At 69.8% G+C, this 22994-nt stretch carries 21 protein-coding genes; 13 read left to right on the plus strand and 8 right to left on the minus strand.

Annotated features, from left to right (window positions below; all coding sequences use genetic code 11):
• The first annotated feature begins 334 nt into the window (after window positions 1-334).
• Genes IE136_RS11245 through IE136_RS11265 form a run of 5 tightly spaced genes read left to right on the plus strand, consistent with a single transcriptional unit; the run spans window position 335 to window position 4473 of the window.
• The gene (locus IE136_RS11245; RefSeq protein ID WP_158984679.1) at window positions 335-1246 is read left to right on the plus strand and encodes an STAS domain-containing protein; all 912 of its coding nucleotides are present in this window, start codon (window positions 335-337) and stop codon (window positions 1244-1246) included.
• Window positions 1243-1662 (plus strand): STAS domain-containing protein, encoded by a 420-nt coding sequence (locus IE136_RS11250; RefSeq protein ID WP_158984677.1) that lies wholly within the window; start codon window positions 1243-1245, stop codon window positions 1660-1662. The genes IE136_RS11245 and IE136_RS11250 overlap by 4 nt, the downstream gene beginning before the upstream one ends.
• Window positions 1662-2216, plus strand: a complete 555-nt coding sequence (locus tag IE136_RS11255) for an ATP-binding protein (protein ID WP_158984675.1) — start codon at window positions 1662-1664, stop codon at window positions 2214-2216. Before IE136_RS11250 ends, IE136_RS11255 begins: the two co-directional genes overlap by 1 nt.
• Window positions 2213-3217, plus strand: coding sequence for a SpoIIE family protein phosphatase (locus IE136_RS11260; protein ID WP_229818770.1), 1005 nt, complete (start codon window positions 2213-2215; stop codon window positions 3215-3217). The genes IE136_RS11255 and IE136_RS11260 overlap by 4 nt, the downstream gene beginning before the upstream one ends.
• Window positions 3214-4473, plus strand: coding sequence for a PP2C family protein-serine/threonine phosphatase (locus tag IE136_RS11265; protein ID WP_229818771.1), 1260 nt, complete (start codon window positions 3214-3216; stop codon window positions 4471-4473). The genes IE136_RS11260 and IE136_RS11265 overlap by 4 nt, the downstream gene beginning before the upstream one ends.
• A gap of 11 nt (window positions 4474-4484) precedes the next feature.
• On the opposite strand, the gene IE136_RS11270 is transcribed toward IE136_RS11265, so the two are convergent.
• Window positions 4485-5474: a YihY/virulence factor BrkB family protein gene (locus IE136_RS11270; protein ID WP_189600246.1), complete on the minus strand. Its 990-nt coding sequence runs from the start codon at window positions 5472-5474 to the stop codon at window positions 4485-4487.
• Between the two features lie 238 nt (window positions 5475-5712).
• Between IE136_RS11270 and IE136_RS11275 the strand changes: the two genes are divergently transcribed.
• Window positions 5713-6918: a PP2C family protein-serine/threonine phosphatase gene (locus IE136_RS11275; RefSeq protein WP_189600247.1), complete on the plus strand. Its 1206-nt coding sequence runs from the start codon at window positions 5713-5715 to the stop codon at window positions 6916-6918.
• Window positions 6919-6968: 50 nt separating this feature from the next.
• On the opposite strand, the gene IE136_RS11280 is transcribed toward IE136_RS11275, so the two are convergent.
• Entirely contained in the window at window positions 6969-7475 is a 507-nt protein-coding gene (locus IE136_RS11280) for a MarR family winged helix-turn-helix transcriptional regulator (RefSeq protein WP_158984669.1), read from the minus strand.
• Window positions 7476-7669: 194 nt separating this feature from the next.
• On the opposite strand from IE136_RS11280, the gene IE136_RS11285 reads away from it, so the two are divergent.
• Window positions 7670-8446: a SigB/SigF/SigG family RNA polymerase sigma factor gene (locus IE136_RS11285; protein ID WP_189600248.1), complete on the plus strand. Its 777-nt coding sequence runs from the start codon at window positions 7670-7672 to the stop codon at window positions 8444-8446.
• A gap of 42 nt (window positions 8447-8488) precedes the next feature.
• On the opposite strand, the gene IE136_RS11290 is transcribed toward IE136_RS11285, so the two are convergent.
• Together IE136_RS11290 and IE136_RS11295 are read right to left on the minus strand one after the other, a co-directional pair.
• Window positions 8489-8884, minus strand: a complete 396-nt coding sequence (locus IE136_RS11290; RefSeq protein WP_229818772.1) for an STAS domain-containing protein — start codon at window positions 8882-8884, stop codon at window positions 8489-8491.
• A 171-nt stretch (window positions 8885-9055) separates the two neighbouring features.
• Complete coding sequence (locus IE136_RS11295; RefSeq protein WP_189600249.1) at window positions 9056-9562, minus strand: MarR family transcriptional regulator; 507 nt, start codon at window positions 9560-9562, stop codon at window positions 9056-9058.
• A 407-nt stretch (window positions 9563-9969) separates the two neighbouring features.
• On the opposite strand from IE136_RS11295, the gene IE136_RS11300 reads away from it, so the two are divergent.
• A complete protein-coding gene (locus tag IE136_RS11300) occupies window positions 9970-10830 on the plus strand; it encodes a PP2C family protein-serine/threonine phosphatase (RefSeq protein ID WP_229818773.1) in 861 nt (286 codons plus the stop codon).
• Window positions 10831-10869: 39 nt separating this feature from the next.
• On the opposite strand, the gene IE136_RS11305 is transcribed toward IE136_RS11300, so the two are convergent.
• The 3 genes from IE136_RS11305 to IE136_RS11315 all read right to left on the minus strand — a co-directional run bounded on the left by IE136_RS11305 (window position 10870) and on the right by IE136_RS11315 (window position 13125).
• The gene (locus IE136_RS11305; RefSeq protein WP_229818774.1) at window positions 10870-12003 is read right to left on the minus strand and encodes a globin domain-containing protein; all 1134 of its coding nucleotides are present in this window, start codon (window positions 12001-12003) and stop codon (window positions 10870-10872) included.
• Window positions 12004-12337: 334 nt separating this feature from the next.
• A complete protein-coding gene (locus IE136_RS11310) occupies window positions 12338-12523 on the minus strand; it encodes a hypothetical protein (RefSeq protein WP_189600250.1) in 186 nt (61 codons plus the stop codon).
• A gap of 212 nt (window positions 12524-12735) precedes the next feature.
• Complete coding sequence (locus IE136_RS11315; protein WP_158984659.1) at window positions 12736-13125, minus strand: ATP-binding protein; 390 nt, start codon at window positions 13123-13125, stop codon at window positions 12736-12738.
• Window positions 13126-13526: 401 nt separating this feature from the next.
• On the opposite strand from IE136_RS11315, the gene IE136_RS11320 reads away from it, so the two are divergent.
• The 3 genes from IE136_RS11320 (at window position 13527) to IE136_RS11330 (ending at window position 15037) form a co-directional block, all read left to right on the plus strand.
• On the plus strand, window positions 13527-14069 hold the full coding sequence (locus IE136_RS11320) for a restriction endonuclease (protein WP_229818775.1): 543 nt from the start codon (window positions 13527-13529) through the stop codon (window positions 14067-14069).
• Between the two features lie 123 nt (window positions 14070-14192).
• Entirely contained in the window at window positions 14193-14450 is a 258-nt protein-coding gene (locus IE136_RS11325) for a WhiB family transcriptional regulator (RefSeq protein ID WP_158984655.1), read from the plus strand.
• A gap of 59 nt (window positions 14451-14509) precedes the next feature.
• Window positions 14510-15037 carry a MarR family winged helix-turn-helix transcriptional regulator gene (locus IE136_RS11330; RefSeq protein WP_158984653.1) on the plus strand — a complete coding sequence of 176 codons (528 nt, stop codon included), beginning with the start codon at window positions 14510-14512 and terminating at the stop codon, window positions 15035-15037.
• Here the strand turns inward: IE136_RS11330 and IE136_RS11335 are convergent.
• Window positions 14978-15844 carry an RNA polymerase sigma factor SigF gene (locus IE136_RS11335; protein WP_158984651.1) on the minus strand — a complete coding sequence of 289 codons (867 nt, stop codon included), beginning with the start codon at window positions 15842-15844 and terminating at the stop codon, window positions 14978-14980. The genes IE136_RS11330 and IE136_RS11335 overlap by 60 nt on opposite strands.
• A gap of 340 nt (window positions 15845-16184) precedes the next feature.
• Here IE136_RS11335 and IE136_RS11340 point away from each other — a divergent pair, with 340 nt between their 5' ends.
• Window positions 16185-20498 (plus strand): hybrid sensor histidine kinase/response regulator, encoded by a 4314-nt coding sequence (locus IE136_RS11340; RefSeq protein ID WP_158984649.1) that lies wholly within the window; start codon window positions 16185-16187, stop codon window positions 20496-20498.
• Window positions 20495-22972, plus strand: coding sequence for a SpoIIE family protein phosphatase (locus IE136_RS11345; RefSeq protein WP_229818776.1), 2478 nt, complete (start codon window positions 20495-20497; stop codon window positions 22970-22972). The genes IE136_RS11340 and IE136_RS11345 overlap by 4 nt, the downstream gene beginning before the upstream one ends.
• Window positions 22973-22994 lie beyond the last annotated feature (22 nt).

A 22994-nucleotide genomic window follows, 5' to 3' on the forward strand; every position in this document is an offset into this window, starting at 1 on the left:
GCGGCACGGCGGGCGTCGTGCTGCTGGCCGTAGCCGTTGTCGCGATCCTGGTGGGCATCGCAATGGGGCGGTCCAAGAGGCGCTGAACGGAGCCCTCGGCCGGCCAGCTCGCGTCGGCCCCTCCCGGGCCCCGGGTCGGCGGCGCCCGACGTGCTGACCGGGCGCCGCTGACCTGCGGCTCAGGGCGTGGCGCGGGGGCGCGCCTCTCCTTTTCTGTGCGCGTGCCCGGGGTGGGCGGCCGGGGCTGCTCGAATAGTTGTCGTACGGCTACTATCCTGAGCAGGTCGTTGATTCGGCCGGGTAACGCAAGCAGAAGGCGTCTGAGAGGCGAAGGATGAGTTCCACCGAGTCCGCCGTGCGGGAACGTCTGGCCGGGGTACTGACGCGACGCGGCGCCGAGATCGCCGACCGATGGGTACAGCTGCAGCAGGAACGCGCCGATCCCGGCGGGCAGACGGTGCACGAGGCCGAGCTGCGCGAAGAGGCCGACGCGCTCGTCGCCGCTCTGAGCGCGGGCATGGAGAGCGACATCCCGGTCGACCACGTGGTCACGCGCCGGCGCGAACTGCACGAGACCGTGGTCGACCTGTCGCTGCGCCGGGCGCGGGTGGGAGCGGTTCCCACGGCCGCCTCGCTGGCCGTGCTGGGGCTCAAGGAAGCCCTCCTGGAGGCCGTGCGGCAGGAGGCGTTCGAGAAGGACGACCTGTACGAAGCCGCTGTGCTGATCAACCGTGTCCTGGACGCGGCGGGCGCCTTGTCGTTCGAGACGTACGTCGAGCGCCGTGAGGAGATCATCCGTCGGCAGAGCCGGCAGTTGCTGGAGGCGACGACGCCGGTGGTGCGGCTGTGGCGGCACGTTCTGGCCGTTCCGCTGATCGGCAACCTCGACACGGCCCGCAGCCAGGTGGTGATGGAGAACCTCCTCGAGTCCATTCAGAAGGACGAGGCGCTGGTCGCCATCATCGACATCACCGGTGTCCCGACCGTGGACACCTCGGTCGCCCAACACCTGATGCAGACGGTGAAGGCGGTGCGGCTGATGGGCGCCGAGTGCATCGTCAGCGGCATCCGGCCGGCGATCGCGCAGACGGTCGTCCAGCTGGGCATCGACCTGTCGGACATCCTGACCCGCGCCAGCCTCGCCGACGCGCTGGCGACCGCCATGCAACTGACCCGGCAGGAACCCGCCACGGGTGCCGTGGGCGCGGTGCAAGGGGGGACGGACCACGGGCGGGTGGAGCGATGAGCCGGCCGGAATCCGCCCGTGTGCCGATCCTGCGACTGGGTGACACCCTGGTCACCGGGCTGCTCAGTGAACTGGACGACACGTCGGCCGTGGCGCTGGCCGAGGAGCTGACCGCCCGCATCGCGGACGACGGCGCGCGTGGCGTCCTCGTGGACATCTCACGGGTGCAGATCATCGACTCGTTCGTCGCGCGCGCGTTGATGGAACTCAGCACGATGGCTCAGTTGCTGGGGGCGCGGGTGATCGTCGCGGGAATGAGCCCGGCCGTGGCAGTGACACTGGTGGAGCTGGGCATCGACCTCACCGGTGTCGAGACGGCGCTCAACGCCGAGCAGGGCATGGCCGCCCTGGGCTGGTCGAAGACCGGCTCGGGATCGGTGCCGGGCCGGCCGACGGCGGATGGGGTGTCAGTGTGATGCGCTCCGAGGAGGCAGGGTCGGTACGGTCCGGCAGGTCACCCAGGTCGGCGGGGGGCGCCACGGCGACGGCGACGGGCGGGCAGGTCGGAGCCCAGCGAGGCTCCCTCGCCGCCTCCCGCGGCCCGAGGGACTCCGGGGGCACGAGCGGCAGCGCCCCCGTCGAGTGCCTGGTGCGTACGGAGGAGGACCTTCTGCGGGCGCGTCATGCGGTGCGCGCCGCCACCCAGGAGCTCGGGTTCAGTCTCGTGGATCAGACGAGGGTCGTCACCGCGGCGAGTGAACTGGCCCGTAACGCCTTCATCCACGGAGGCGGTGGCGTGCTCTCGATCGAGCGCCTGCGCCGGGCCGGCGCAGTGGGCCTGCGTCTGACCGTCCGCGACGACGGGCCGGGCATCGCCGACCTGGAAGGGGCGCTCACGGACGGATTCACCACCGGCGGGGGACTGGGCCATGGACTCGGCGGAGCGCGGCGCCTCATGCACGAGTTCGAGGTGCGCTCCGCGCCCGGCCAGGGCACCACGGTGACCGCCGTCCGGTGGACCGACCGGTGACTCTTCGCCCGTACCTGCGGCCGCCCACCGCCCACGTGCCCATCGACCACTACAGCGCCGTCCACGTGGCCACCACCCGCGCCCGCGAGATGGCCGTGCGCTGCGGCATGGAGGCGTCGTGGCCCGATCAAGCGGCGGCGGTGGCGAGCGAGTTGGCCAGCAATCTGGACAAGCACGCGACCGACGGGATCGTCTACCTGCAGCCGTTGCCGATGGGGGAGGGGCTGGAGATCCTCGCCGTCGACCGCGGCCCCGGCATGGCCGAGCTCCAGCAGTGCCTGACCGACGGCTACACCACCACGGGCACCCTGGGCACGGGCCTGGGCGCGGTGGGCCGAGTCGCCACCGACTTCCTCATCCGCACCCAGGTGCCGGAGGGAACGGTCGCGTCGGCACGTATCAGCGCCGTCGGCGGAACGACCGCGCCGGGTACGGGCGTGGTGTGCCTGCCCGCCGACGGCGAGCAGGAGTGCGGTGACGGCTGCGCCGTGTTCGAAACGGACGGTGGCGTCACGGCCGCTGTCGTGGACGGCCTCGGCCACGGAGAGGCGGCGGCCCGGGCGACCCGCAGCGCGCTGCAGGTCCTCCGCGACACGAACGACCAGCCGCTGCCCGACATCATGCGGTCGATGCACCGATCCCTGCGCCACACCCGTGGCGCCGCCGTCGGCCTGGTCCGACTCGTGACCGGCGGGGTGGAGTTCTGCGGTGTCGGCAACATTCGGCTGTGCCTGTTGTCCGCCCATGACGTGCAGCGCCGTCTCGACGGCAGGCCGGGAGTCGTCGGATGGAACCTGCCCACCCCGCAGGTGCAGAGCGCGCCCGTGGAACCCGGCCAGATCCTCCTCGCGCACTCGGACGGCATAGAGTCGCGCTGGTCGCACGACCCGTCCCCGTTTCTGCTCCGCCTTCCCGCCGAACTGCTGCCGGCAGCACTGGCCCACCGCCACCGCCGGTCACGAGACGACGCCACCGCACTCAGCCTCACGGGATTGCGATGACCGAACACACCGCGATGACCGAACCCACCTACGGCCAGAGCCCTTTGTCCACCCTGTCCGAGGTGCGGCGGGCCGTGCGCCGCCTCGCCGGTCTGCACGGCCTGCCGGCGGGGACCCGCGCCCGGCTCACCGCCTCCGTCGCGGCGGTGGCCCGCATCGGCCTGGAGAACGGGCAGAGCGTGCGTATCACGGCCCGGCGCGGACCGCGGGAGGAACCGGCCGGCGTCGACACGCTGACGCTCGCCCTCACCACCTCGCTGCCCATCGGCCCCGAGACCCTGGCGAAGCTGCCGCTTGCCGCCGTCGCCACCGATGGCGGAGTCGAATGGCGTATCGCTCTCCCCTCGCCTCGGGAGCAGCCTGGGACGGCTGCTTCCGACGAGGCGGCCGAGGAAGAACTGGCCGCCCTCCTGACGGACCTCGACGCTCTCACCGCCGACCACCAGCAGCTGAAGGCCGAACTCGACGAGACCAACAGCGGCGTCCTCGCCCTCTACGTCCAGCTCGAAGAACGCGACGAGCAACTGCGTCGCGCCCACGGACAGATGCTGCGCGAGCTCGAGGACGCCCTGCGTCCCGCGCCGCTGAGCGTCCCGGGCCTCGAACTCGCCGTCCACTACGCACCCGCCGACACCGACGCCCCCACCGGGGGCGACCTGTACGACTGGTTCGTCCTTCCCGACGGCAGCGTCCACATCACCGTCGTCGACGCGCTGGGCCACGGAGTGGGCAGCACCCGCGCCGCACTCGATGTCACCCACACCGTCCGCACACTCGCGCTCGACGGGTACCCGATGAAGGCCATCGTCGGCCGTGCCAGCGAAGTCCTCAACGGCATGGACCCTCAGCTGATGGCGACCATGCTGCTGGCCCGGATCAACCCCGCCACCGGGGAACTGCTCCTGGCCAACGGCAGCCACCCGCCGGCTCTCGTCGTACGGACCGGCGGGCCGACCGAGTACCTCGAAGTACCCGGCCGCGGCGTGGGATATCCCCTCCCGGGCAGCGACCAGGTCCTGCGCAGCCACCTCCAGCCGGGCGACCTGCTGATGCTCTACACCGACGGTCTGACCGAGAGCCGCAGAGACCCCCTGGAAGGCGAACAGCGCCTCGCCGCGTCGGCCACCCGCAACGCGGGCCGTCCCATACACGAGATTCCCGGGGCCATCGCCGACGACATGCACACCGTGGTCCACCACCCCGATGACACCCTGGCCCTCACGCTGCGTCGCCTGGGAAGTGCTTCCGGCCGTTGAACGCCGGCGGGTCAGGAGTCCGCGCCGGGGTCCGGGTGGACCGGCTCGGTGATCTGGGCGCGTGCGGCTTCCAGCTGAGCGGCGAAGGCGACGCCGAGAAACAGAGCGATGCCGGTGAGATTCGCCCACAGGAGCAAGGCGACGAAGGCGGTGAGCGGGCCGTACACGGCTCCGAACGAGCCGCTGTACTCCACGTAGAGGGCCAGCAGCCAGGTCGTGGCGATCCACAGGATCAGATGGACGGCCGATCCGAAGACCAGCCAGGTGTAACCGGGTTGGCGGCGACGCGGGGCCCAGCGGAAGATCACCGCGGAGGCGATCACCGCCAGGGCGACACCGGCGGGTGTCTGCGTCCAGTGCCACCACTGCGGCAGACCGGACGCGGTGCCGGCGGCGTTCCCGGCCGACGTCCCGGTCGCGGTGAGGACGGCCTCGGCGAGGGTGTCGCCGGCCACGAGGACGAGAAACCCGGCAGCCATCGGCACACCCGCCCCCACTGTCAGCAGCAGACTCCTGCCGTACTTGCGGACGAAGGGCCGGTCGCGTTCGATCCCGTAGATGCGGTTGGTGCCGCGTTCGATCTGTGCCATGACCGACACCAGACTCAGCACGGCGAAGCCGAGCCCCAGCCACATCGCCACCGCGCCCGCCACATCGGTGCCGGCGCTGCGCCGCCCCGCGGCGAGGACGTCTTCGATCAGGGCGGAACTGGCGCCCGGGGCGATCTGCGTGAGTGTGAGCTCCACCGTCCGGCCGATGCCGTCGGAGTGCAGGGTGGACGCCACCCCGACCAGCGCGATCACGAAGGGCACCACGGCGAGTGCGACCTGGAAGGCCAGGGCGCGGGAGTGACTGAAGCCGTCGGCATACCGGAACCGGAGGAAGGCGTCGGTCAGCAGCTTGCGCCCGCCGTACCGCCTCAGCGCCACCCACGCCTCGTCCCCCGAGAGCTCCTCGCCGGCCATGTCCCGGGTCTGTGGCACGCGCACAGCCGATCCCATGTCCCACCCCTGCCTTTCAGCCGTCGGTTTCCGCTGCGCGCGTTCCGCCGCGTGTGTTCGCTGTGCATCCCTGCCCCGGGAGCAGACGAATATAATTGCCGTGTGGCAAATGTTGTGCTGCATTCGTACAATAGAGGGTGTGACTGTGCCGGGGCCCGGCGTACGCTGGCTGGCGTGGGAGCGTGCGTGGCCCTGGCCTGCCGGGTCTGGCTCCCGGCACATAGAGAAGCTGGATGACGTGGACAAATTTGCCGCTGTTGAGCGGGCTCTGCGCAGCGCTGCACCGCACACCCTGTTGAATGTGGTGACTGTCGCACTCATGGAGCAGTACGGCGCCGAGCGCGTCGAACTCCGCCTGGCGGACTACGGAATGCGTTCGCTGCAGGCCGTGGAGAGCGTGCCCTACACGACGGAACCGGTGCTCATCCACGGCTCGCCCCAGGGGCGTGCTTTCGGCGCTCAGGAACCGTGCGTGACCCATGACAACGGCTCCTACGACGTCCATCTGCCCATCACCATCCGCGGCGACCGTATGGGCGTGCTGACCGTAAGACTGCCGGAGGACCGCTACGCGCAGTCGCTGCTCCCCGAGATCCTGCACGTCTGCCAGGCTCTCGGCCACGAGATCCTGGTCGCCGAGCGTGACACCGACCTGTACGTCCTGGCCCGTCGCGCGGCCCGGCTCACCCTCGCGGCGGAGATGCAGTGGCAGTTGCTGCCCGGGCGCTCCTGCGTACGCCCCGAATTCGCCCTCGGCGCCCACTTGGAGCCGGCCTACGCAATCTTCGGCGACAACTACGACTGGTCCGCCTCGGCCAACCATCTGACACTGACGGTCACCAACGGCATGGGGGAGGGCATCGAGGCCGCCCTGCTCACGAACCTCGCCGTCAACGCGCTGCGCAACGCGCGTCGAGCGGGCCTGGGCCTGGCGGACCAGGCGGCGCTGGCGGACCAGGCGGTGTACGCCCAGTACCGGGGCAGCACGTACGTCTCGGTGCTGTTGTTGCGTTTCGATCTCAACACCGGCGAGGTCGAAGCGGTGGACGCCGGCTCCCCGCGCATGTGGCGGCTGCGGGAGCGTTCGGTCGAAGCCGTCTCCTTCGACGCGCAGCTGCCGCTCGGCATGTTCGAGGACACGGTCTACGTCCCCGAGCGGTTCACCGTGAAGTCGGGTGACCGTCTGCTGTTCGGAAGCGACGGTGTGTACGAGGCGTCCTCCCCGGCGGGGGAGCGCTACGGGGAGAGGGCCCTGGCCCGTTCCCTGCTGTCCACCAGGCTGCTGCCCCCTGCCCAGGTGCCGGGCGCCGTCCTGCGCGAGCTCGCCGGATATCACGGGGAGACACCCCTGGACGACGACGCCCTGGTGGTCTGCCTCGACTGGCACGGGCGGCCGGAGAACGGGGACGGCGGGGAGGCCGACGAGGCCTCTGGTGGCTTCTGAGACACCCCCTCGGGGTTGATCCCCGGGGTGTGCTCCTTCGCGGGGCCGCCTCAGGCGCTCTGGGGCGAGGTGCGCGCCGGAGTGTGCGCACGGGCGGCTTCGGCGTCCTCCAGGGCCTCCCGAAAGGCGCTGAGGCCGTCCAGCAGTGCGGCGCGGGCAGCGGGCGGCATGTTCTGGATCGGCGCCATGAGGATCTCCTGCCGCAGTGCTCGCAGCTCTGCAAGGTGCGTCTTGCCGCGGCTGGTCAGGCAGAGCGTCAATTCGCGGCGGCTCACCTGACTGGGAGTGCGCTCGACGAAGCCCATCGCCTCAAGGCGGTCGCAGAGGCGGCTCACCGACGGGGGGGCAGCCCCCAGAAGGTGGCCCAGGCGGCGGAGGTTCATCCCCTCCTCCCGCTCCAGGCAGTACATCACCCGTAGCTGGGAGGCGGAGACCGACGAGGAGGCGGTGACGTCATTGCTCTGTTCCCACAGGACCTCGAGCAGTTCGATGACGGCACTCGCGGCTTGGGCGGCACCTTTGGCGGGTTTCGGACGGGGGCCGGGATCTCTGCTCATGCCGTGACACTCCGCTTCACTCCGGACCGCAACCATATCTCTCCTGCCCCAGGGTGCCGGGGATAGCCGCATACGTCCGGGCGTGTGCGAGACGGCCCCCGGGGGGCGAGGCGGCTTGACCGATCCTTGCTCTGGAGCAACTGTTGATAGGGTGGAAGGGTCCCGGCGGCACGCGAGACGGCCAAGGAGGTGTCATGTCCACCATGACGCCGAGTGTGGAGCGATCGCTCTCGAAGGCGTTCCTCGGCCGGCTGGAGCGGCTCGAGGAAGGCTCACCGGAGTACCAGCGCGTCCGCAATGCGTTGATCATGATGAACATCTCGCTGGTCACGTTCGTGGCGCGTCGTTTCCGCCACCGGACGGAACCGGAAGAGGATGTCGTACAGGTCGGAACGATCGGGCTCATCAAGGCGATCGACCGGTTCGATCTCGGTCGTGAGGTGGAGTTCACGACGTTCGCCATTCCCTACATCGCGGGCGAGATCAAACGGTTCTTCCGCGACGCGACATGGGCGGTCCATGTGCCCAGACGGCTGCAGGAGCTGCGCTCGGAACTGGTCCAGGCGATCAGTGAGCTGTCGAGCGGCCTGCACCGTTCGCCCACGGCGGCGGAGCTCGCGCAGCACCTTCGTCGCCCGGTCGAGGAGATCTCCGAAGGTCTCGTGGCCATGAACGGGTACGTGGCCGGGTCCTTCGACATGTTCCGTCCCGATCAGGACGCCGGCGACGGGGTCGCCCTCCACGCCCGCTTCGGGGATCTCGATCCCGCGCTGGAGCTGGTGGACAACGTGCAGGCGCTCAAGCCCCTCCTCGACGGCCTGGACGCCCGCGACCGCCTGATTCTGCGACTGCGCTTCGGCGGCGAGTGGAAACAATCGGAGATCGGGGAGCTGCTGGGCATCTCGCAGATGCAGGTGTCCCGCCTGCTGGCACGTACCCTCGCGCAGCTGCGCGAGGAGATGCTGACGTAAGGCGGCACGCGCATTTCCCGTGGATTGGCCGCCGTCGCCGTGTCATGAGGACGGAGGGGGCCAGAGGGGCCGCTCGGCGCCCGGTATGTCGGCCAGCGCCCGGCCGACGGAGGGGAAGCAGCGGAGCACCTTGCCGGCGCCGCTGACTGTCAGCGCGCGCATGACCTGGGCGCCCACCCCCGAGAGCAGGAGCCGGCCCTCCATGTGACGGCAGAGCCAGTTCAGTGACAGCAGGCAGTTCAGGCCGCGGGAATCGCAGAAGGCGAGAGCGGTCAGGTCCAGGACCAGGTACCGGCGACCGTCGGCGACGCGTCTTCCGGCCTGGTCGAGCAGATGCGTCTCGGTCCACAGGTCCAGCTCTCCCGTCACCCGCAGGACGGCGCACGAGCCGCTCGCCAGCAGTTCCGTGACGATGATCCGGTCCTTGTCGCCGTACACGCAGCCTCCCCGGCCAGCCCACGGCAACCCATGTCAATAGTTGCCTCAAAACAACTGTACCCTTGAGGCAACACCGTGGGTCGGGACGCGAGGTGCCGACAGTGACGCCCCAGCATCGGAAAGTGAGAAGTCGGGAGTGCGAATCGACTCGGCAGTCCTCGCGCGGCGAGGTCAGGCGGACCGGACGCCCTTGACCGAAGAGGACCGCTGCGGGACAGCACCCGCATCGTTGAGGGCGTCCTGGAAACTCGTCAGCCCCTTCAGCAGCGCATTGCGCGCCGACGGAGTCATCGAGTCGATGACCGCCAGGAGCGCCTCCTGCCGCTGGGCCCTCAGATCGTGCAGGTACGCCTTGCCCCGCGTTGTCAGGTGCAGCTCCAGCTCGCGCCGGCTGACCGGGCTCGGAAGCCGCTGGACGAACCCCAGCGCCTCCAGCCGGTCGCACAGGCGGCTCACGGACGGGGGAGCGGAACCCAGGACCTTGCCCAGCGTGCGCAGGTTGATGCCCTCATCCCGGTCGAGGCAGTACAGGACGCGCAGCTGGGACGCCGAAACGGGGGTCGAGGACACCATGTCCTTGCCGCGCTCCCACAGCACTTCCAGGAGCTCGATGAGCTCCCGGGCCGCATGGGCGGTCTCCAGCGGCCGACGCTGAGAGGAAGCGGGGTTCGCGTCCATATCTAGTGACACTCCGAATCAGACGTCTTATGCCGGCGGCGCTGCTTGTGCGCCACGTTTCTAGTCTCCACATCTCCCCAGAAAGCGGTAATGGTTCGGTGGAACGACGTGTGATGGTGGAACGCGCCTTGCGCGGAGCACCGCCCCATGGCCTTCTGGACTCCCTCCGTACCCATCTTGCGCAGCACTTCGCGGCAACCGCTGTCGACCTGCTGCTGATCGACTACGGGCTGAGCAGTCTCCGTCCCTTCGGCCCCTGTGACGCCGTTCGAGGGCCGGTTCCCGTGGAGGCGAGCCCGGCGGGCAGGGTCTTCTCCGAGCAACAACCATATCTTTCCACCGGGGCGGGCCCCACGGTGACGGCGTATCTTCCCGTGGCGGTTCGCGGCGATCGGTATGGAGTTCTTGTGGTCACGCTGCCGCGGAGCCAGGAGCCGCCCGAGGTTTTCCTCGATCATCTCGGCGCCATCGCCCAGATGCTGGGTCATGCCCTGAGGGTGGCCGAGCGGCACACCGACGTGTACCGCGAAGCCAGGCGGAACGGCCCGCTCACCCTGTCAGCCGAGATGCAGTGGGAGCTGATGCCGGGGCGTTCGTGCTCGCGCGAGGAGTTCGACCTTCACGCGCACGGCGAGCCCGCCTACGCCTCCGGCGGACACCTCTTCGACTGGTCGGCCTCGGCCGACCAGCTCACGCTGGTCGTCGCCAACAGCGCCGGAACGGATGCCGAGGCCGGCCTGGTGAACAACCTCGCCCTCAACGCGATCCGCAACGCCCGCCGCGCCGGCCTCGACCTCGCGGGCCAGGCGGCCCTGGCGGACCAGGCCTTGTACGGACAGCACCGTGGCACGAGGCATCTGTCGACCCTGCTGATGTGTTTCGACCTGCGCACCGGAGCGGCGCAGATCGTCGACGCCGGCTCCCCGAGCGTGTGGCGCGTGTCCGGGCCGACGGCGCGGCGGGTGGAGCTGGAGAGACAGCTCCCCCTGGGCATGTTCGAGGACACCGTCTACGCCGCCCAGCATCTGCGGACCCGGCCCCAGGAGCGCTTGCTGTTCGTCGCCTGCGGTCCGGAGCTGCCGGCATCGCAGGCGGCCCACGCGGACTTCGACCAGGCCGTGAGCCGGGCGGTCACCCGGACGCGCCACCTGCCCGGCGCCGACACCCCCAAGGCCGTCCTGCGCGAACTCGTCGCGCACGGAGCCGCGCCGGACGGCGGACTCGTGCTCTCCCTCGACCTCCGCGGACCGTCGGCCGACGGCGCCTGAGACGGCCGCCCGCCACCGGCTTCCGGCACGCGCACCGGCTCAGGACCACGGCGCGGGCGTCTCCTCCTCGGGGAGACGGGCGGGTTGCAACGGAGCGTTCAACACCGGCACATCGAGCGGGTCGTGATGGATCCGTGCGAGTGGGACCCCTCGTTCCGTCAGCACGTGTGCCGCTGCCGTGACCATGCCGGGCGGGCCGCTGAGGAACACCTCATGACCGCCCCATGGACCGAACTCGGAGATGACCTCGGGAAGACTTCCCTCGGTTCCGGGGATGCGTTGCTGGGAGACGGAGGCCCGCACACTGAGCCAGTGGTGCCGCTGCGACATACGGAGCATGTCGTCCAGGCCGTAGAGCTCCTGAGCCGTGCGGGCTCCGATGAACAGCGCGACCTCACGGTCCGAGCGCTCTGCCGCGACCTGCTCGATCAATGCCCTGATGGGAGCCAGCCCGGTGCCGCCGGCCACGCACAGGAGGTCTCGGCGTGAGTCGGGCGGCAAGGTCATGTCGCCCTCCGGCGGCCCGAGACGAAGGAGGTCTCCCGGCCGTGCCTGGTGGACGAGGGCGGTGCTGACCCGCCCCTGGGGTACGGCCTTCACGTGGAAGGTCATCGTCGAGTCCGGCCGGGGCGCGTTGGCGGGCGAATAGGAGCGCCACTGCCGGGGCCACCACGGGGTCTCCACGCTCACGTACTGGCCGGCCGCATAGGGGTAGTACTCGTCCGTCCGCACCGTCAGCTCGGCGATCCCGTGGCCGTACCGGCGGTGGTCGACGATCCGGGCGGTCCATCGCGCCGGACGCAGCCGGGTGTCGTCGTCGGCGGCGAGCATCATGGTGCGGGATGCTGTGGCGTAGGCCCGCTGCCATGCGTCCGCCAGTTCCGGGCTCCACGCGGGTCCCGCGAATCGGGCCAGAGCGTCGAGGAGGCACTCGCCCACTGCCGCGTAGTGGGCGTTGAGGGTGCCGAACTTCCGGTGGTCGCGCCCCAGTCGGGAGCAGAAGCGGACGAGATTGTCCGCGTCGTCGACGAGGTCGACGATCCGGAGCAGGGCGCGCAGCAGCCGGTCACGCTGGACGTCCATGTCCGGCGGGAACAGACTCCGGACCTCGGGATGGCGCAGGAAGAGGATGGCGTAGAAGTACACCGCCATCTCCTCGGACCTGGGCTCCACGACGGTGAGACTGGCCCGTATGAGCGCCACGTCCGCGGGCGCGAGGGGGGCCGGCAGCGTGGTGAAGGGTGTGGAATGTGGCCGGCTGGAGCGTTGGTTCACCGCGGTGCTCGCGCGATTCCCACTCCGGATCCATCGATCGTGGCGTTGTGGTGCCCGTTCACGCGATGCGTCCTCTTCCGTGGCGTCGGATCGTGGAATTACTGGGGTCGCTGCGGTCCGAGGGCCTCAGGCCACACAAGAGCTTTGCCGTGCGGCAATGCTTGTCATTGGTAATGCATGGGGAGGGCTTCTGGCAAGCCGGAGCGGTAGGCACCCCTCGACTACGTTGGCATTACCAGGCCTTCACCCCTTTTCCACTCCGGTCGGCCCCGGTGGGCGTGCTCAGCGCGAGGAAAGCCAGGGTGACTCCTGTGGCCGGCAGCATGCTCAGGCACAGGACGAGCGCGGTCTCGGCGGGCCAGACCAGTGCGGCCACGGCGCTGCCGGCCAGGACGAGGAAGCACGTCGCGGCGGCCACGCACCACTGCGAGGCTCGTGAGCGTCGAGGGCCGAAGCCGGACCTGGGCATTGCGGTTCACTCCTCGAGGACGTGTCAGGGGACGGGAGTGTGAACGCGGTTCAGCAGTGGTGCGCGTTCACTCCGCCCGGACCACCATGTGCCCACGGAACGTCCTTGCATGCGCATCGATTCGCTGCGGGCGCCGGGAAAGGCACCGGCAGCCGTCGATTTCAGCGCGGGGAGGGGGACCTGAGGATGTGGGCCCAGATGTGCTTGCCGTCCTCCTGGCTGTCGACGCCCCAGCCCGCGGCCAGGTGGTCGAGAAGGTGGAGGCCGAATCCGCCGGTGGCGGTCGTGACACCGGGCGCTCGCTGAGCCGGCTGGGCAGGGCTCTCGTCGCGGACGGCGATGCGGGCGCCGTCGGTTATGGGTTCGAGATGGAGCCAGGCGTCCGTGCCGGCGTGCCGGTGGGCGTTGGTCACGAGTTCGGAGACGAGGAGCACGGCGACCTCTATGCGCTCCGTCGGCCAGCCCCACGTGTGGAGTGCGGTGGCGGTGAGGTCACGGGCGCGGGCGAAAGCGCCCGGCTCTAGCGGAATATGCCAGATATGCCCGCTCATGTTCATCTCATCCACCAGGGTCCTGGGCCGGCCGCACAGTCAAAACGTCGGATGGAAGGGTACCCGCAACCGTCGCGGTGCACCGGGCTTCAGCCCCGTGCGAGGCGGTTCCGAGGAGGAGTTGTTAGAAGCGGCTCCGTGGGGCATACGGCAGCCATGAGTGATCTTGACGCAATTACCCGCGGCGGGGACCACCGCATATGACCGTCCCCCTCAGGCGGCCGGCACGCGAAAGGCGGAGCCCGGCCTTCAGTATGCGGCAGCTGGTGCTGGCTCTCGGACTCGCTGCCATCGTCCTGTGCGCGGTCGGGTTGACGCTGAAACTGATCGTCAGGACGGCGACGGAACGTCCTGGCGCGGCACTGGCCGGGCTCGTGCTTCTCGGCTGCCTCATCGCACTGATGAGAAAGAGGCGCCGCCGTCGTGCCGCGGTCCGTGTCGCGTCCAGCCTCGACGGTCTCGCCCACCGCATCGCGACGGCGCCCGGCCCGCCCGTCGAGCCTTCCTCTTCCCCGGTGGCCGTGGAGGGCGACGCGCCCGACGCGTCCGACGCCTTCCGGGCCGAGGACCTTGCCGCGATGGACCCGGACAGCTTCGAACAGGCTGTGGCCGCGCTGTGCGAGCGAGACGGCTGCCGGGACGTGCACGTCGTGGGAGGCGCGGGTGACCTCGGTGCCGACATCATCGCCACCACGCCCGACGGGCAGCGCATCGTCATCCAGTGCAAGCGCTACGGCCCCTTGAACAAGGTCGGCTCTCAGGACGTACAACGCTTCGGAGGCACCTGCTTCTCGGTTCACGAGGCCCAGGTGGCAGCCGTCGTGACCACCGGCGAGTTCACACAGCCGGCGGCCGAGTACGCCCAGCAGTGCGGGATCCGCTGCGTGGATCACCGTGAGCTCGTCGCATGGACCGAAGGTACGGGCCCCACTCCCTGGGACTGAGAGGGCAAACACCAGGCGCCTGTGGGTGTTTGGGCCCGGCGTTGTCGGTGAGACGGAGAGGATCACGGCCGCGGTGCGCACTGCGACGACGAGACGCTCCACGACGGAGGAGGAACGGCCACCATGACCGACTGGCGCATCAAGGCTGCTTGCCGCGACGAGGACCCTGATCTCTTCTTCCCCGTCGGCAGCACAGGACCGTCTTCGCTCCAGGCACAGGAGGCGAAGACGGTGTGCCGCCGATGCCCCGTGCGGGAACAGTGCCTGGCCTGGGCCATGGAGGAACGACAGGACTTCGGCGTGTGGGGTGGCCTGGACGAGGCGGAACGCCGTGCGCTCAGGCGACGCGCCGCACGCGCGGCCAGGATCGCCGACCGGTGATCACCGGAAAACAGTGCGCTGCCGCACATCAACGTGACCGATGCGGATAGCCGCACCTCATGACCTCACCGCACCGGCCGCCGCACGTGAGTGACCAGGAAGCTCGCCGGGCCGCCGCCATGCTCGTATCCCTGTGGGAGAGCGACGAGCTTGCCGCGGCGCACCAGTTGCCGCGCACGCAGGAGCGCACGCTGGCGGTGATCGACGCCGCGGGGCACATGACGGCGAGCGCACTGGGACAGCGGCTGGGATCCCGTGCGTCATCGGTGAGCCGACTGTGCGGTCGTCTGGAGTCGGCCGGTCTGCTGTCCCGCCGACGTGCCTCACACGACCGCCGCCGGGTGGACTTCACGCTGACCGAAGCAGGCAAGCGAGCCCTCGAAAGCGTGCGGAGGCAGCGACTCGACCGGATGAACGCCATTCTCGCGTCGCTCGACCGGCCGGCACAGACCGCGCTGAAGCGAGGACTCGAAGGACTTGGCGACGCCCTCGCACGGCTTCCCCGTGCCGACTGCCGACGGCGGCCGTCACTCGGTGGTGAGCAGGCCCTTGCGGAGGAAGGCGAGGGCGCGGGAGAGCAGGCGTGAGACGTGCATCTGGCTGACGCCGAGCCGCTCACCGATCTGGGACTGGGTCAGCTCGTCGACGAAGCGGAAATGGAGGATCTGCCGGTCGCGCTCGCTCAGGGCGGTGATGAGGGGTGCGAGGGCGTGGAAGTCCTCGACCCTTTCCATCGCGGGGTCCTCCGTCCCGATGAGGTCCGCGAAGGCGTCCTCGCCATCGGAACCGTCGGCCCCGCCGACGGGGGCGTCGAGCGAGGAGGAGGTGTAGCCGTTGGCGGCGATCCTGGCCTCGATGACCTCCTCCTCCGAGAGGTTCATCAGGGCGGCGAGCTCGCCGACCTTGGGGGCGCGGCCCAGACGGCTGCTGAGTTCGTCGGTCGCCTTGGCCAGTTCGGCCCGGGCTTCCTGGAGCCGGCGCGGGACATGAACCGCCCAGGAGGTGTCGCGGAAGAACCGCTTGATCTCCCCGACGATGTACGGCACGGCGAAGGTCGTGAACTCCACCTCGCGCGACAGGTCGAACCGGTCGATGGCCTTGATGAGGCCGATCATGCCGACCTGCGTGATGTCCTCCATCTCGTCGCCCCGGCCGCGGAAGCGTCCGGCGGCGTACCGCACGAGTGACATGTTCATCTCGATCAAGGTGTTGCGCGCGTACTGGTATTCGTGCGTGCCTTCTTCGAGTACGGCGAGCTGGTCGAAGAACAGCTTCGAGAGCGAGCGGGCGTCCTTCGGGGCCACCTTGTGCGGAGCCGCCACCTCCGGCAGCCCCGGTGCCTTCGCCGTAGCCACGGCCGTGGCCGTTGACGCGGAAGCTGCCGTCACGCTCATGATGTTCCCCTCCCTCGGTGCCCGCCGACCGGCGCGGCCCGGGCGATGAGCGCCGTATACCCCGAGAGCCGAGACGTATGTACGCCAATTACAGAAAGATCATCGCAGCCGGTGCACGGCGGCCAGGGGCCCTGACGCCTGGCCGCCGGGGCTCAGGCTCCTGAAGAGAAGGGGACCACTGTCCCGGCCTGCCTGGCTTTCGTCCGTGACCTGCGACGGGGTAGGCTGCCTCGTATTTGTCGCACGGCAATCATTGCCGACGAGGGGGGCGGCCTGTCCAGGCCGTGGCGGTGTCCGGCTTTCCGGCGGGGCTCCTACCAGCGTTCTACGAGGATTGGTCATGGCTGAGACGACGGTCGACAACGCGCGTGTACCCCGGACACGCGCGCGTGGTGCGGGCAAGGTGGGGGAGCCGGAGCTGCGGCAGCTCCTGGCCGGGCTGACGGCGGTGCGCGACGGTGACTTCGGCACGCGCCTGCCGGACGACGCGGACGGCCTGCTCGGCGAGATCGCCACGGTGTTCAACGGCATGGTCGACCAGCTGTCCCTCTTCACCTCGGAGGTGACCCGGGTCGCCCGTGAGGTCGGCACCGAAGGCACCCTGGGAGGGCAGGCCGAGGTACCCGGCGTCTCCGGCACCTGGGCCGATCTGACCGACTCGGTGAACGCCATGGCGGGCAATCTCACCACCCAGGTCCGTGACATCGCGCAGGTCGCGACGGCGGTCGCGAAGGGCGACCTGTCGCAGAAGATCGACGTGGACGCCCGCGGGGAGATCCTGGAGCTGAAGAAGACCATCAACACGATGGTCGACCAGCTGTCCGCCTTCGCCGACGAGGTCACCCGCGTGGCCCGTGAGGTCGGCACCGAGGGCAACCTCGGGGGTCAGGCCGATGTGAAGGGTGTCTCGGGCACCTGGCGGGATCTGACCGACTCCGTCAACTTCATGGCCGGCAATCTGACCGCGCAGGTCCGTAACATCGCGCAGGTCACCACGGCGGTGGCCCAGGGCGATCTGTCGCAGAAGATCACGGTCACGGCCCGGGGCGAGATCCTGGAGCTGAAGGAGACCATCAACACGATGGTCGACCAGCTCTCGTCGTTCGCCGACGAGGTCACCCGGATGGCCCGTGAGGTCGGCACGGAAGGCATCCTCGGGGGTCAGGCCGATGTGAAGGGTGTCTCGGGCACCTGGCGGGATCTGACCGACTCCGTCAACTTCATGGCCGGCAATCTGACCGCGCAGGTCCGCTCCATCGCCCAGGTCGCCACGGCGGTGGCCCAGGGCGATCTGTCGCAGAAGATCACGGTCACGGCCCGGGGCGAGATCCTGGAGCTGAAGGAGACCATCAACACGATGGTCGACCAGCTGTCCGCGTTCGCCGACGAAGTGACCCGCGTGGCCCGCGAAGTGGGCACCGAAGGCAACCTCGGCGGCCAGGCCACCGTACGAGGCGCGTCCGGTACGTGGAAGGACCTCACGGACAACGTCAACGTGATGGCGTCCAACCTGACCGGCCAGGTGCGCTCGATCGCCCAGGTCGCCACGGCGGTGGCGCGCGGCGACCTGTCGCGGAAGATCACGGTCGAGGCCAAGGGCGAGGTCGCGGCACTCGCCGCGGTGATCAACACCATGGTGGACACCCTCTCGGCGTTCGCGGACGAGGTGACCCGAGTGGCCCGTGAGGTCGGCACCGAGGGCCGGCTCGGCGGCCAGGCACGGGTGCCGAACGTGGCCGGCACCTGGAAGGACCTCACCGACAACGTCAACTCCATGGCGAATAACCTCACCGGGCAGGTCCGGAACATCGCCCTCGTCACCACCGCCGTCGCCAACGGCGACCTCTCGAAGAAGATCGACGTCGACGCCCGGGGCGAGATCCTGGAGCTGAAGACGACCATCAACACGATGGTGGACCAGCTGTCCTCGTTCGCCGCCGAGGTCACGCGTGTGGCCCGTGAGGTCGGCAGCGAGGGCCGGCTCGGCGGCCAGGCCGAGGTCGAGGGAGTCTCCGGCACCTGGAAGCGCCTCACGGAGAACGTCAACGAGCTGGCCGGGAACCTGACCCGTCAGGTCCGTGCCATCGCCGAGGTCGCGAGCGCGGTCGCCGAGGGCGACCTGACCCGCTCGATCAACGTCGACGCCTCCGGTGAGGTGGCCGAACTCAAGGACAACATCAACGCGATGGTCGGCTCCCTGCGGGAGACGACACGGGCCAACCAGGAACAGGACTGGCTCAAGTCCAGCCTCGCCCTGATCTCCGGGCTGATGCAGGGCCACCGCGACCTGGCCGTCGTCGCCGAGCTCGTCATGGACGAACTCACCCCGCTGGTATCGGCACAGTACGGAGCCTTCTACCTGGCCGAGGAAGCCCCCGAGGGCACCGAACTGCGACTCATCGGCTCCTACGGCCGACCCACCGACACCACGGGCCACGACCGCTTCAAGCTGGGGGAGTCCCTGGTCGGTCAGGCCGCCCGCAGCCGGCGCACCATCGCCGTCGACGGAGTCCCCGTCGACTACATCAGCATCTCCTGCGGCCTGGGCCGCACCGCACCGGGCAGCCTGATCGTGCTGCCCATCGCGGTGGACGACCAGGTCCTCGGCGTCATCGAACTGGCCTCCTTCACCGCCTTCACGCCCGTCCACCGTGACTTCCTCGAACAGCTCATGGAAACGGTCGGCGTCAACGTCAACACCATCGTCGCCAACGCCCGCACCGACGAACTGCTCGGCGAATCCCAGCGCCTGGCAGGCGAGCTCCAGGCCCGCTCCGAAGAACTGCAGGTACAGCAGGAAGAACTGCAGCGCTCCAACGCCGAGCTGGAGGAGAAGGCGGCGCTGCTGGCGGCCCAGAACAGCGACATCGAGGGCAAGAACCTGGAGATCGAGCAGGCGCGGCAGGAACTCGAAGACCGTGCCCAGCAGCTCTCCCTGGCCTCGAAGTACAAGTCCGAGTTCCTGGCCAACATGAGCCACGAGCTGCGCACCCCGCTCAACAGCCTGCTGATCCTCGCCCAGCTGCTCGCCCAGAACCCGACGCGGAACCTCACCGCAAAGCAGGTCGAGTACGCGGGCATCATCCACTCGGCCGGATCCGACCTGCTGCAGCTGATCAACGACATCCTCGACCTGTCCAAGGTCGAGGCCGGGAAGATGGACATCAACCCCGAGCGCGTCGCGCTGCGGCAGCTCCTCGACTACGTCGAAGCCACCTTCCGGCCCATGACGACCCAGAAGAGCCTCGACTTCACGATCACCACCGCCCCGGGTGTCCCGGCCGACCTGGTCACCGACGACTCCCGTCTGCGACAGGTCCTGCGGAACCTGATCTCCAACGCGGTCAAGTTCACCGAACAGGGCAGCGTGGAGCTGCGCATCGAACGCGCCGCCGAAGGGGCACTGCCCGCCTCGGTCCACCGCGACGGTCCCGTGCTGGCGTTCCGGGTCAAGGACACCGGCATCGGTATCGCCGAGCAGCATCTCGAAGCCATCTTCGGCGCCTTCCAGCAGGCGGACGGGACCACGAGCCGCAAGTACGGCGGTACGGGCCTCGGCCTGTCCATCAGCCGCGAGATCGCGCACCTGCTCGGCGGCGCGCTGACGGCGGAGAGCGTCCCCGGCCAGGGCAGCACCTTCACCCTCTACCTCCCGGTCACCCGCCTCGACTTCCAGCGCGAGACCGAGCGGAGCACCGAGGACACCCGCACGGCGGGTTCCTCGACCGCGGCCGACCCCTCCGACACCCGCCGCTCCGGCCGTGGGGAGAGCGAACCGCGCAAGCCCCGCCGACTGCTCGTGATCGAGGAGCGCCCGCGCGGACTGCTGTCCCTCGTCGCCGAAAGCGCCGTCGCCGAACTGGCCGGCGGGCACGACCGCGACACCATCGAACTCGTGGCGGCCGTCGGCCCGGAGGAAGCCGCCGGCGCCCTGGCGACCGCACCCGTGCACTGCGTGGTGCTCGAACTCGACCGGGCCGACAGCGATGCCATGCACTTCCTCGACGCGATGGACGGCGATGCCGCGCTGCGCAGTGTCCCCGTCCTCGCGCACAACAACCGGCGCCTCGACGCCGCATTCGAGTCCACCCTGCAGGACCGGGCCCGCAAACGGCCCCTGGAACTGCTCTCCAGCCTGGACGAACTGCGGGAGCGGATCGCGCTGTACCTCTCCGCCGAGCAGCCGGGCGACGTCGTTCCCCTGGTCCGTATCGAGGAATCGCGTCCGCAGACCTCAGAGACCGTGGACGACTCGCTGCGCGGCCGGACCGTCCTCGTCGTGGACGACGACGCCCGCAACCTCTTCGCCCTCAGCGGCATCCTGGAGCTGCACGGCATCAACGTCCTTCACGCGGAGAACGGCCGCAAGGGAATCGAGGCACTCGTCGAGCACCCGGACATCGATCTGATCCTCATGGACGTGATGATGCCCGAGATGGACGGCTACACGGCCACCGCCGAGATTCGGCGGATGCCCGACCACGCCGACCTGCCCATCATCACCGTCACCGCCAAGGCGATGCCCGGCGACCGCGAGAAGAGCCTCGCCTCGGGCGCCAGCGACTACGTCACCAAGCCCGTCGACGCCAACGACCTCATCGCCTGTGTCCGTCGCTGGGTGAACCCGCAGCACGACGCGCGGGTGAGCTCATGACCTCTGTCGAGAACTCCGACGGGAAGCGTCCCATCAGCGGCTCGGCCCAGGACCTCACCGCCCCCTCGGTCATCACGTCGATGGCAGCGGGCCTCGGCGACGCCGAACCCAGCCACGACGCCCAGGCCGCGCAGACAGGACACCAGGCGTCCACGGTCGGTCGCCTGGCGGCCACCGTGGAACGACTGCGCGCGGAGGTACGCGCCGCGCACGCCGCCGCCGAGGGCCGAGCCCTGATCGAGCTCGCCAAAGGCGTGATGATCGAACGGCTCGGGTGCGGGCCGGCGCAAGCCGCGCGCCAGCTGACCGAACTGGCCCAGCAGGCCGGCCTGTCCTCGCTCGAGCTGGCCGCCGACATCGTCAATCAGGCCGCTCACGACCAGGTCGCCGCGGTGGCGGAGGACTTCGTCCGGTACGCCACCGGGCCGGATACCGAGCCCGCACCGTCCGTCGCCGTCCGGCTGCGCACCGCCGAGAGCGCCGCGCTCGCCGCGAGCGACACCCAAGCCGTCGCCGAATCCCTCCTGGAACACGCCCTCGCCCCGCTGGGAGCGACCGCCGTGGCCGTATGGGCAGCCGGTTTGGAAGCCTCCCTCACCCTGTACGGCCACGCCGGCTTCAGCGCGGACGAGGCGGACCGCTGGCGGTACGTCCCCCCGGGCGTCGTCACCGTCGCCCGCCAGGCTCTCGACGAGCGACGCACCGTGCGGATCGAGTCCCTCTCCTCGGTGGGACTGCCCACCATCGGCCGCGCCCAGTCCCTGAACGGCGGCCGCGTCGCCCTGCCCGCCGGTACCGGGGGCCGTATCCACGGCGTCCTCGAGATCTGCTGGCCCGAGGCGCTCACGCCCCACTCGCCGGCCATCACCCGCCAGATCGAAGCCCTGGCCGAACTCTGCGCGCACACGCTCGAAAGCCTGCCGCCGTCCGTCGGCCTCCTGACGGGCACACGGGAGTCGGCCGGCGTCTCGGAACTCGTCGACCTCGCGGACGGCCTGTACGACCCCGCACTCGTCCTCACCCCCCACCTCGATCCCGAGGGCCATCTCACGGACTTCCGCATCCGTCACGCCAACAACCGCTTCCTGGATCCCGCCGGGCGTCCCCGAAGCGCCGTCAACGGCTCCCTGCTGCTGGAGGCCTATCCGACGGCGGGCGGCGAAAGTGAACTTTTCGAGAAGATCGAACGCGTCTACGCCACCGGCGAGCCCTTCCGAGCCCAGCGCATGACGCTCACCGCCCTGGTGGACCAGGTATCGCTGGCCTCCGTCGCCGATCTCAGCATCAGCCGGCACGCCGACAGCGTCCTGCTCATCTGGCGTATCGAGGACGAGACGGCGCGGCTGGCCAGTCTCCTCCAGCACGCGCAGCGCCTGGGGCGCATCGGCGGCTTCGAGGAGAACCTCGTCACCGGGGACATCACCTGGAACGGGCAGCTCTTCGCCCTCTACGGACGAGCGGTCACCGAGAAGCCGGTGCCCCTCCAGGACCTGGCCGAGTACGCCCACCCTGACGACGCCGTGGCCATCGGCCGCTTCCTGCAGGCGGTCCTGCACCATCGCCGCGCCACTTCGACGGCTTTCCGTCTTCAGCGGCCGGACGGGGTCACCCGCCACATCCGGGTCATCGCCGAGCCGGTCCTCGACGCCGACGACCGGCTCCTCGCCGTGCGCGGCGCGTACCAGGACATCTCCTCCCAGCACTGGACCGAGGTCGCCCTCGCAGCCACACGGGACCAACTCGCCCACACCGAGCAGGAATCGGCGGAGCGCAACCGGCTGGCGTTGCAGCTCCAGCACGCCATCATGCCCCCGACCCGTGCTCCTCTCGACGCGCCGGGCCTCGACGTCGCCGTGCGCTACCGGCCCGCAGAGACGGAGTCCCTGGTCGGCGGCGACTGGTACGACGCCGTGGTCCTGCCGTCCAAGCGCATCCTGCTGTGCGTCGGCGACATCGCCGGTCACGGCATAGAGGCGGCGACCGGCATGGTCGTTCTGCGCAACGCCATGCGCGGCCTCGCCGTCACCGGCGCCGGCCCCGGCCAGCTGCTGTCCTGGCTCAACATCGTGGCGCACCACCTCAGCGAACAGGTCACCGCCACCGCTGTGTGCGGCGTGTACGACCCCGAAACCCGCGTCCTGCGCTGGGCCAGGGCAGGCCATCTGCCGCCGGTACTGGTCCGTGGCGAGGAAGCCAGCACCCTCCCCCTGCTCCGCGGACTCCTCCTGGGCGCTCTTCCCGAGGCGGAGTACGAGGAGGGGGAGGTGCAGCTCGAACTGGACGACACGCTGCTGATGTACACCGACGGCCTCGTCGAGCGCAGGGACACCGCGGTTCAGGAATCCCTGTCCCAGCTGCTCGCCTCGGCACAGGACCCGGCCTCCTCACTGGAACGCCGGCTCGACCGGCTGCTGCTGCACAGCAAGTCGGACACCGACGACGACACCTGCCTCATCGGCATCAAGGTCTCGTGAGCCGAAGGAGGCCTCGGCGCCG

The sequence above is a fragment of the Streptomyces lateritius genome (assembly GCF_014649715.1).
GTDB lineage: Bacteria > Actinomycetota > Actinomycetes > Streptomycetales > Streptomycetaceae > Streptomyces > Streptomyces lateritius.

Bases quoted from the DNA above. Each gene is read 5' to 3' on its own strand.
- IE136_RS11345 (WP_229818776.1), top strand. From the start codon at position 20,495: ATGACCTCTGTCGAGAACTCCGACGGGAAGCGTCCCATCAGCGGCTCG.
- IE136_RS11340 (WP_158984649.1), top strand. From the start codon at position 16,185: ATGGCTGAGACGACGGTCGACAACGCGCGTGTACCCCGGACACGCGCG.
- IE136_RS11315 (WP_158984659.1), bottom strand. From the start codon at position 13,125: ATGAGCGGGCATATCTGGCATATTCCGCTAGAGCCGGGCGCTTTCGCC.
- IE136_RS11320 (WP_229818775.1), top strand. From the start codon at position 13,527: ATGAGAAAGAGGCGCCGCCGTCGTGCCGCGGTCCGTGTCGCGTCCAGC.
- IE136_RS11245 (WP_158984679.1), top strand. From the start codon at position 335: ATGAGTTCCACCGAGTCCGCCGTGCGGGAACGTCTGGCCGGGGTACTG.
- IE136_RS11280 (WP_158984669.1), bottom strand. From the start codon at position 7,475: ATGAGCAGAGATCCCGGCCCCCGTCCGAAACCCGCCAAAGGTGCCGCC.
- IE136_RS11250 (WP_158984677.1), top strand. From the start codon at position 1,243: ATGAGCCGGCCGGAATCCGCCCGTGTGCCGATCCTGCGACTGGGTGAC.
- IE136_RS11265 (WP_229818771.1), top strand. From the start codon at position 3,214: ATGACCGAACACACCGCGATGACCGAACCCACCTACGGCCAGAGCCCT.
- IE136_RS11270 (WP_189600246.1), bottom strand. From the start codon at position 5,474: ATGGGATCGGCTGTGCGCGTGCCACAGACCCGGGACATGGCCGGCGAG.
- IE136_RS11330 (WP_158984653.1), top strand. From the start codon at position 14,510: ATGACCTCACCGCACCGGCCGCCGCACGTGAGTGACCAGGAAGCTCGC.
- IE136_RS11325 (WP_158984655.1), top strand. From the start codon at position 14,193: ATGACCGACTGGCGCATCAAGGCTGCTTGCCGCGACGAGGACCCTGAT.
- IE136_RS11335 (WP_158984651.1), bottom strand. From the start codon at position 15,844: ATGAGCGTGACGGCAGCTTCCGCGTCAACGGCCACGGCCGTGGCTACG.
- IE136_RS11295 (WP_189600249.1), bottom strand. From the start codon at position 9,562: ATGGACGCGAACCCCGCTTCCTCTCAGCGTCGGCCGCTGGAGACCGCC.
- IE136_RS11285 (WP_189600248.1), top strand. From the start codon at position 7,670: ATGTCCACCATGACGCCGAGTGTGGAGCGATCGCTCTCGAAGGCGTTC.
- IE136_RS11255 (WP_158984675.1), top strand. From the start codon at position 1,662: ATGCGCTCCGAGGAGGCAGGGTCGGTACGGTCCGGCAGGTCACCCAGG.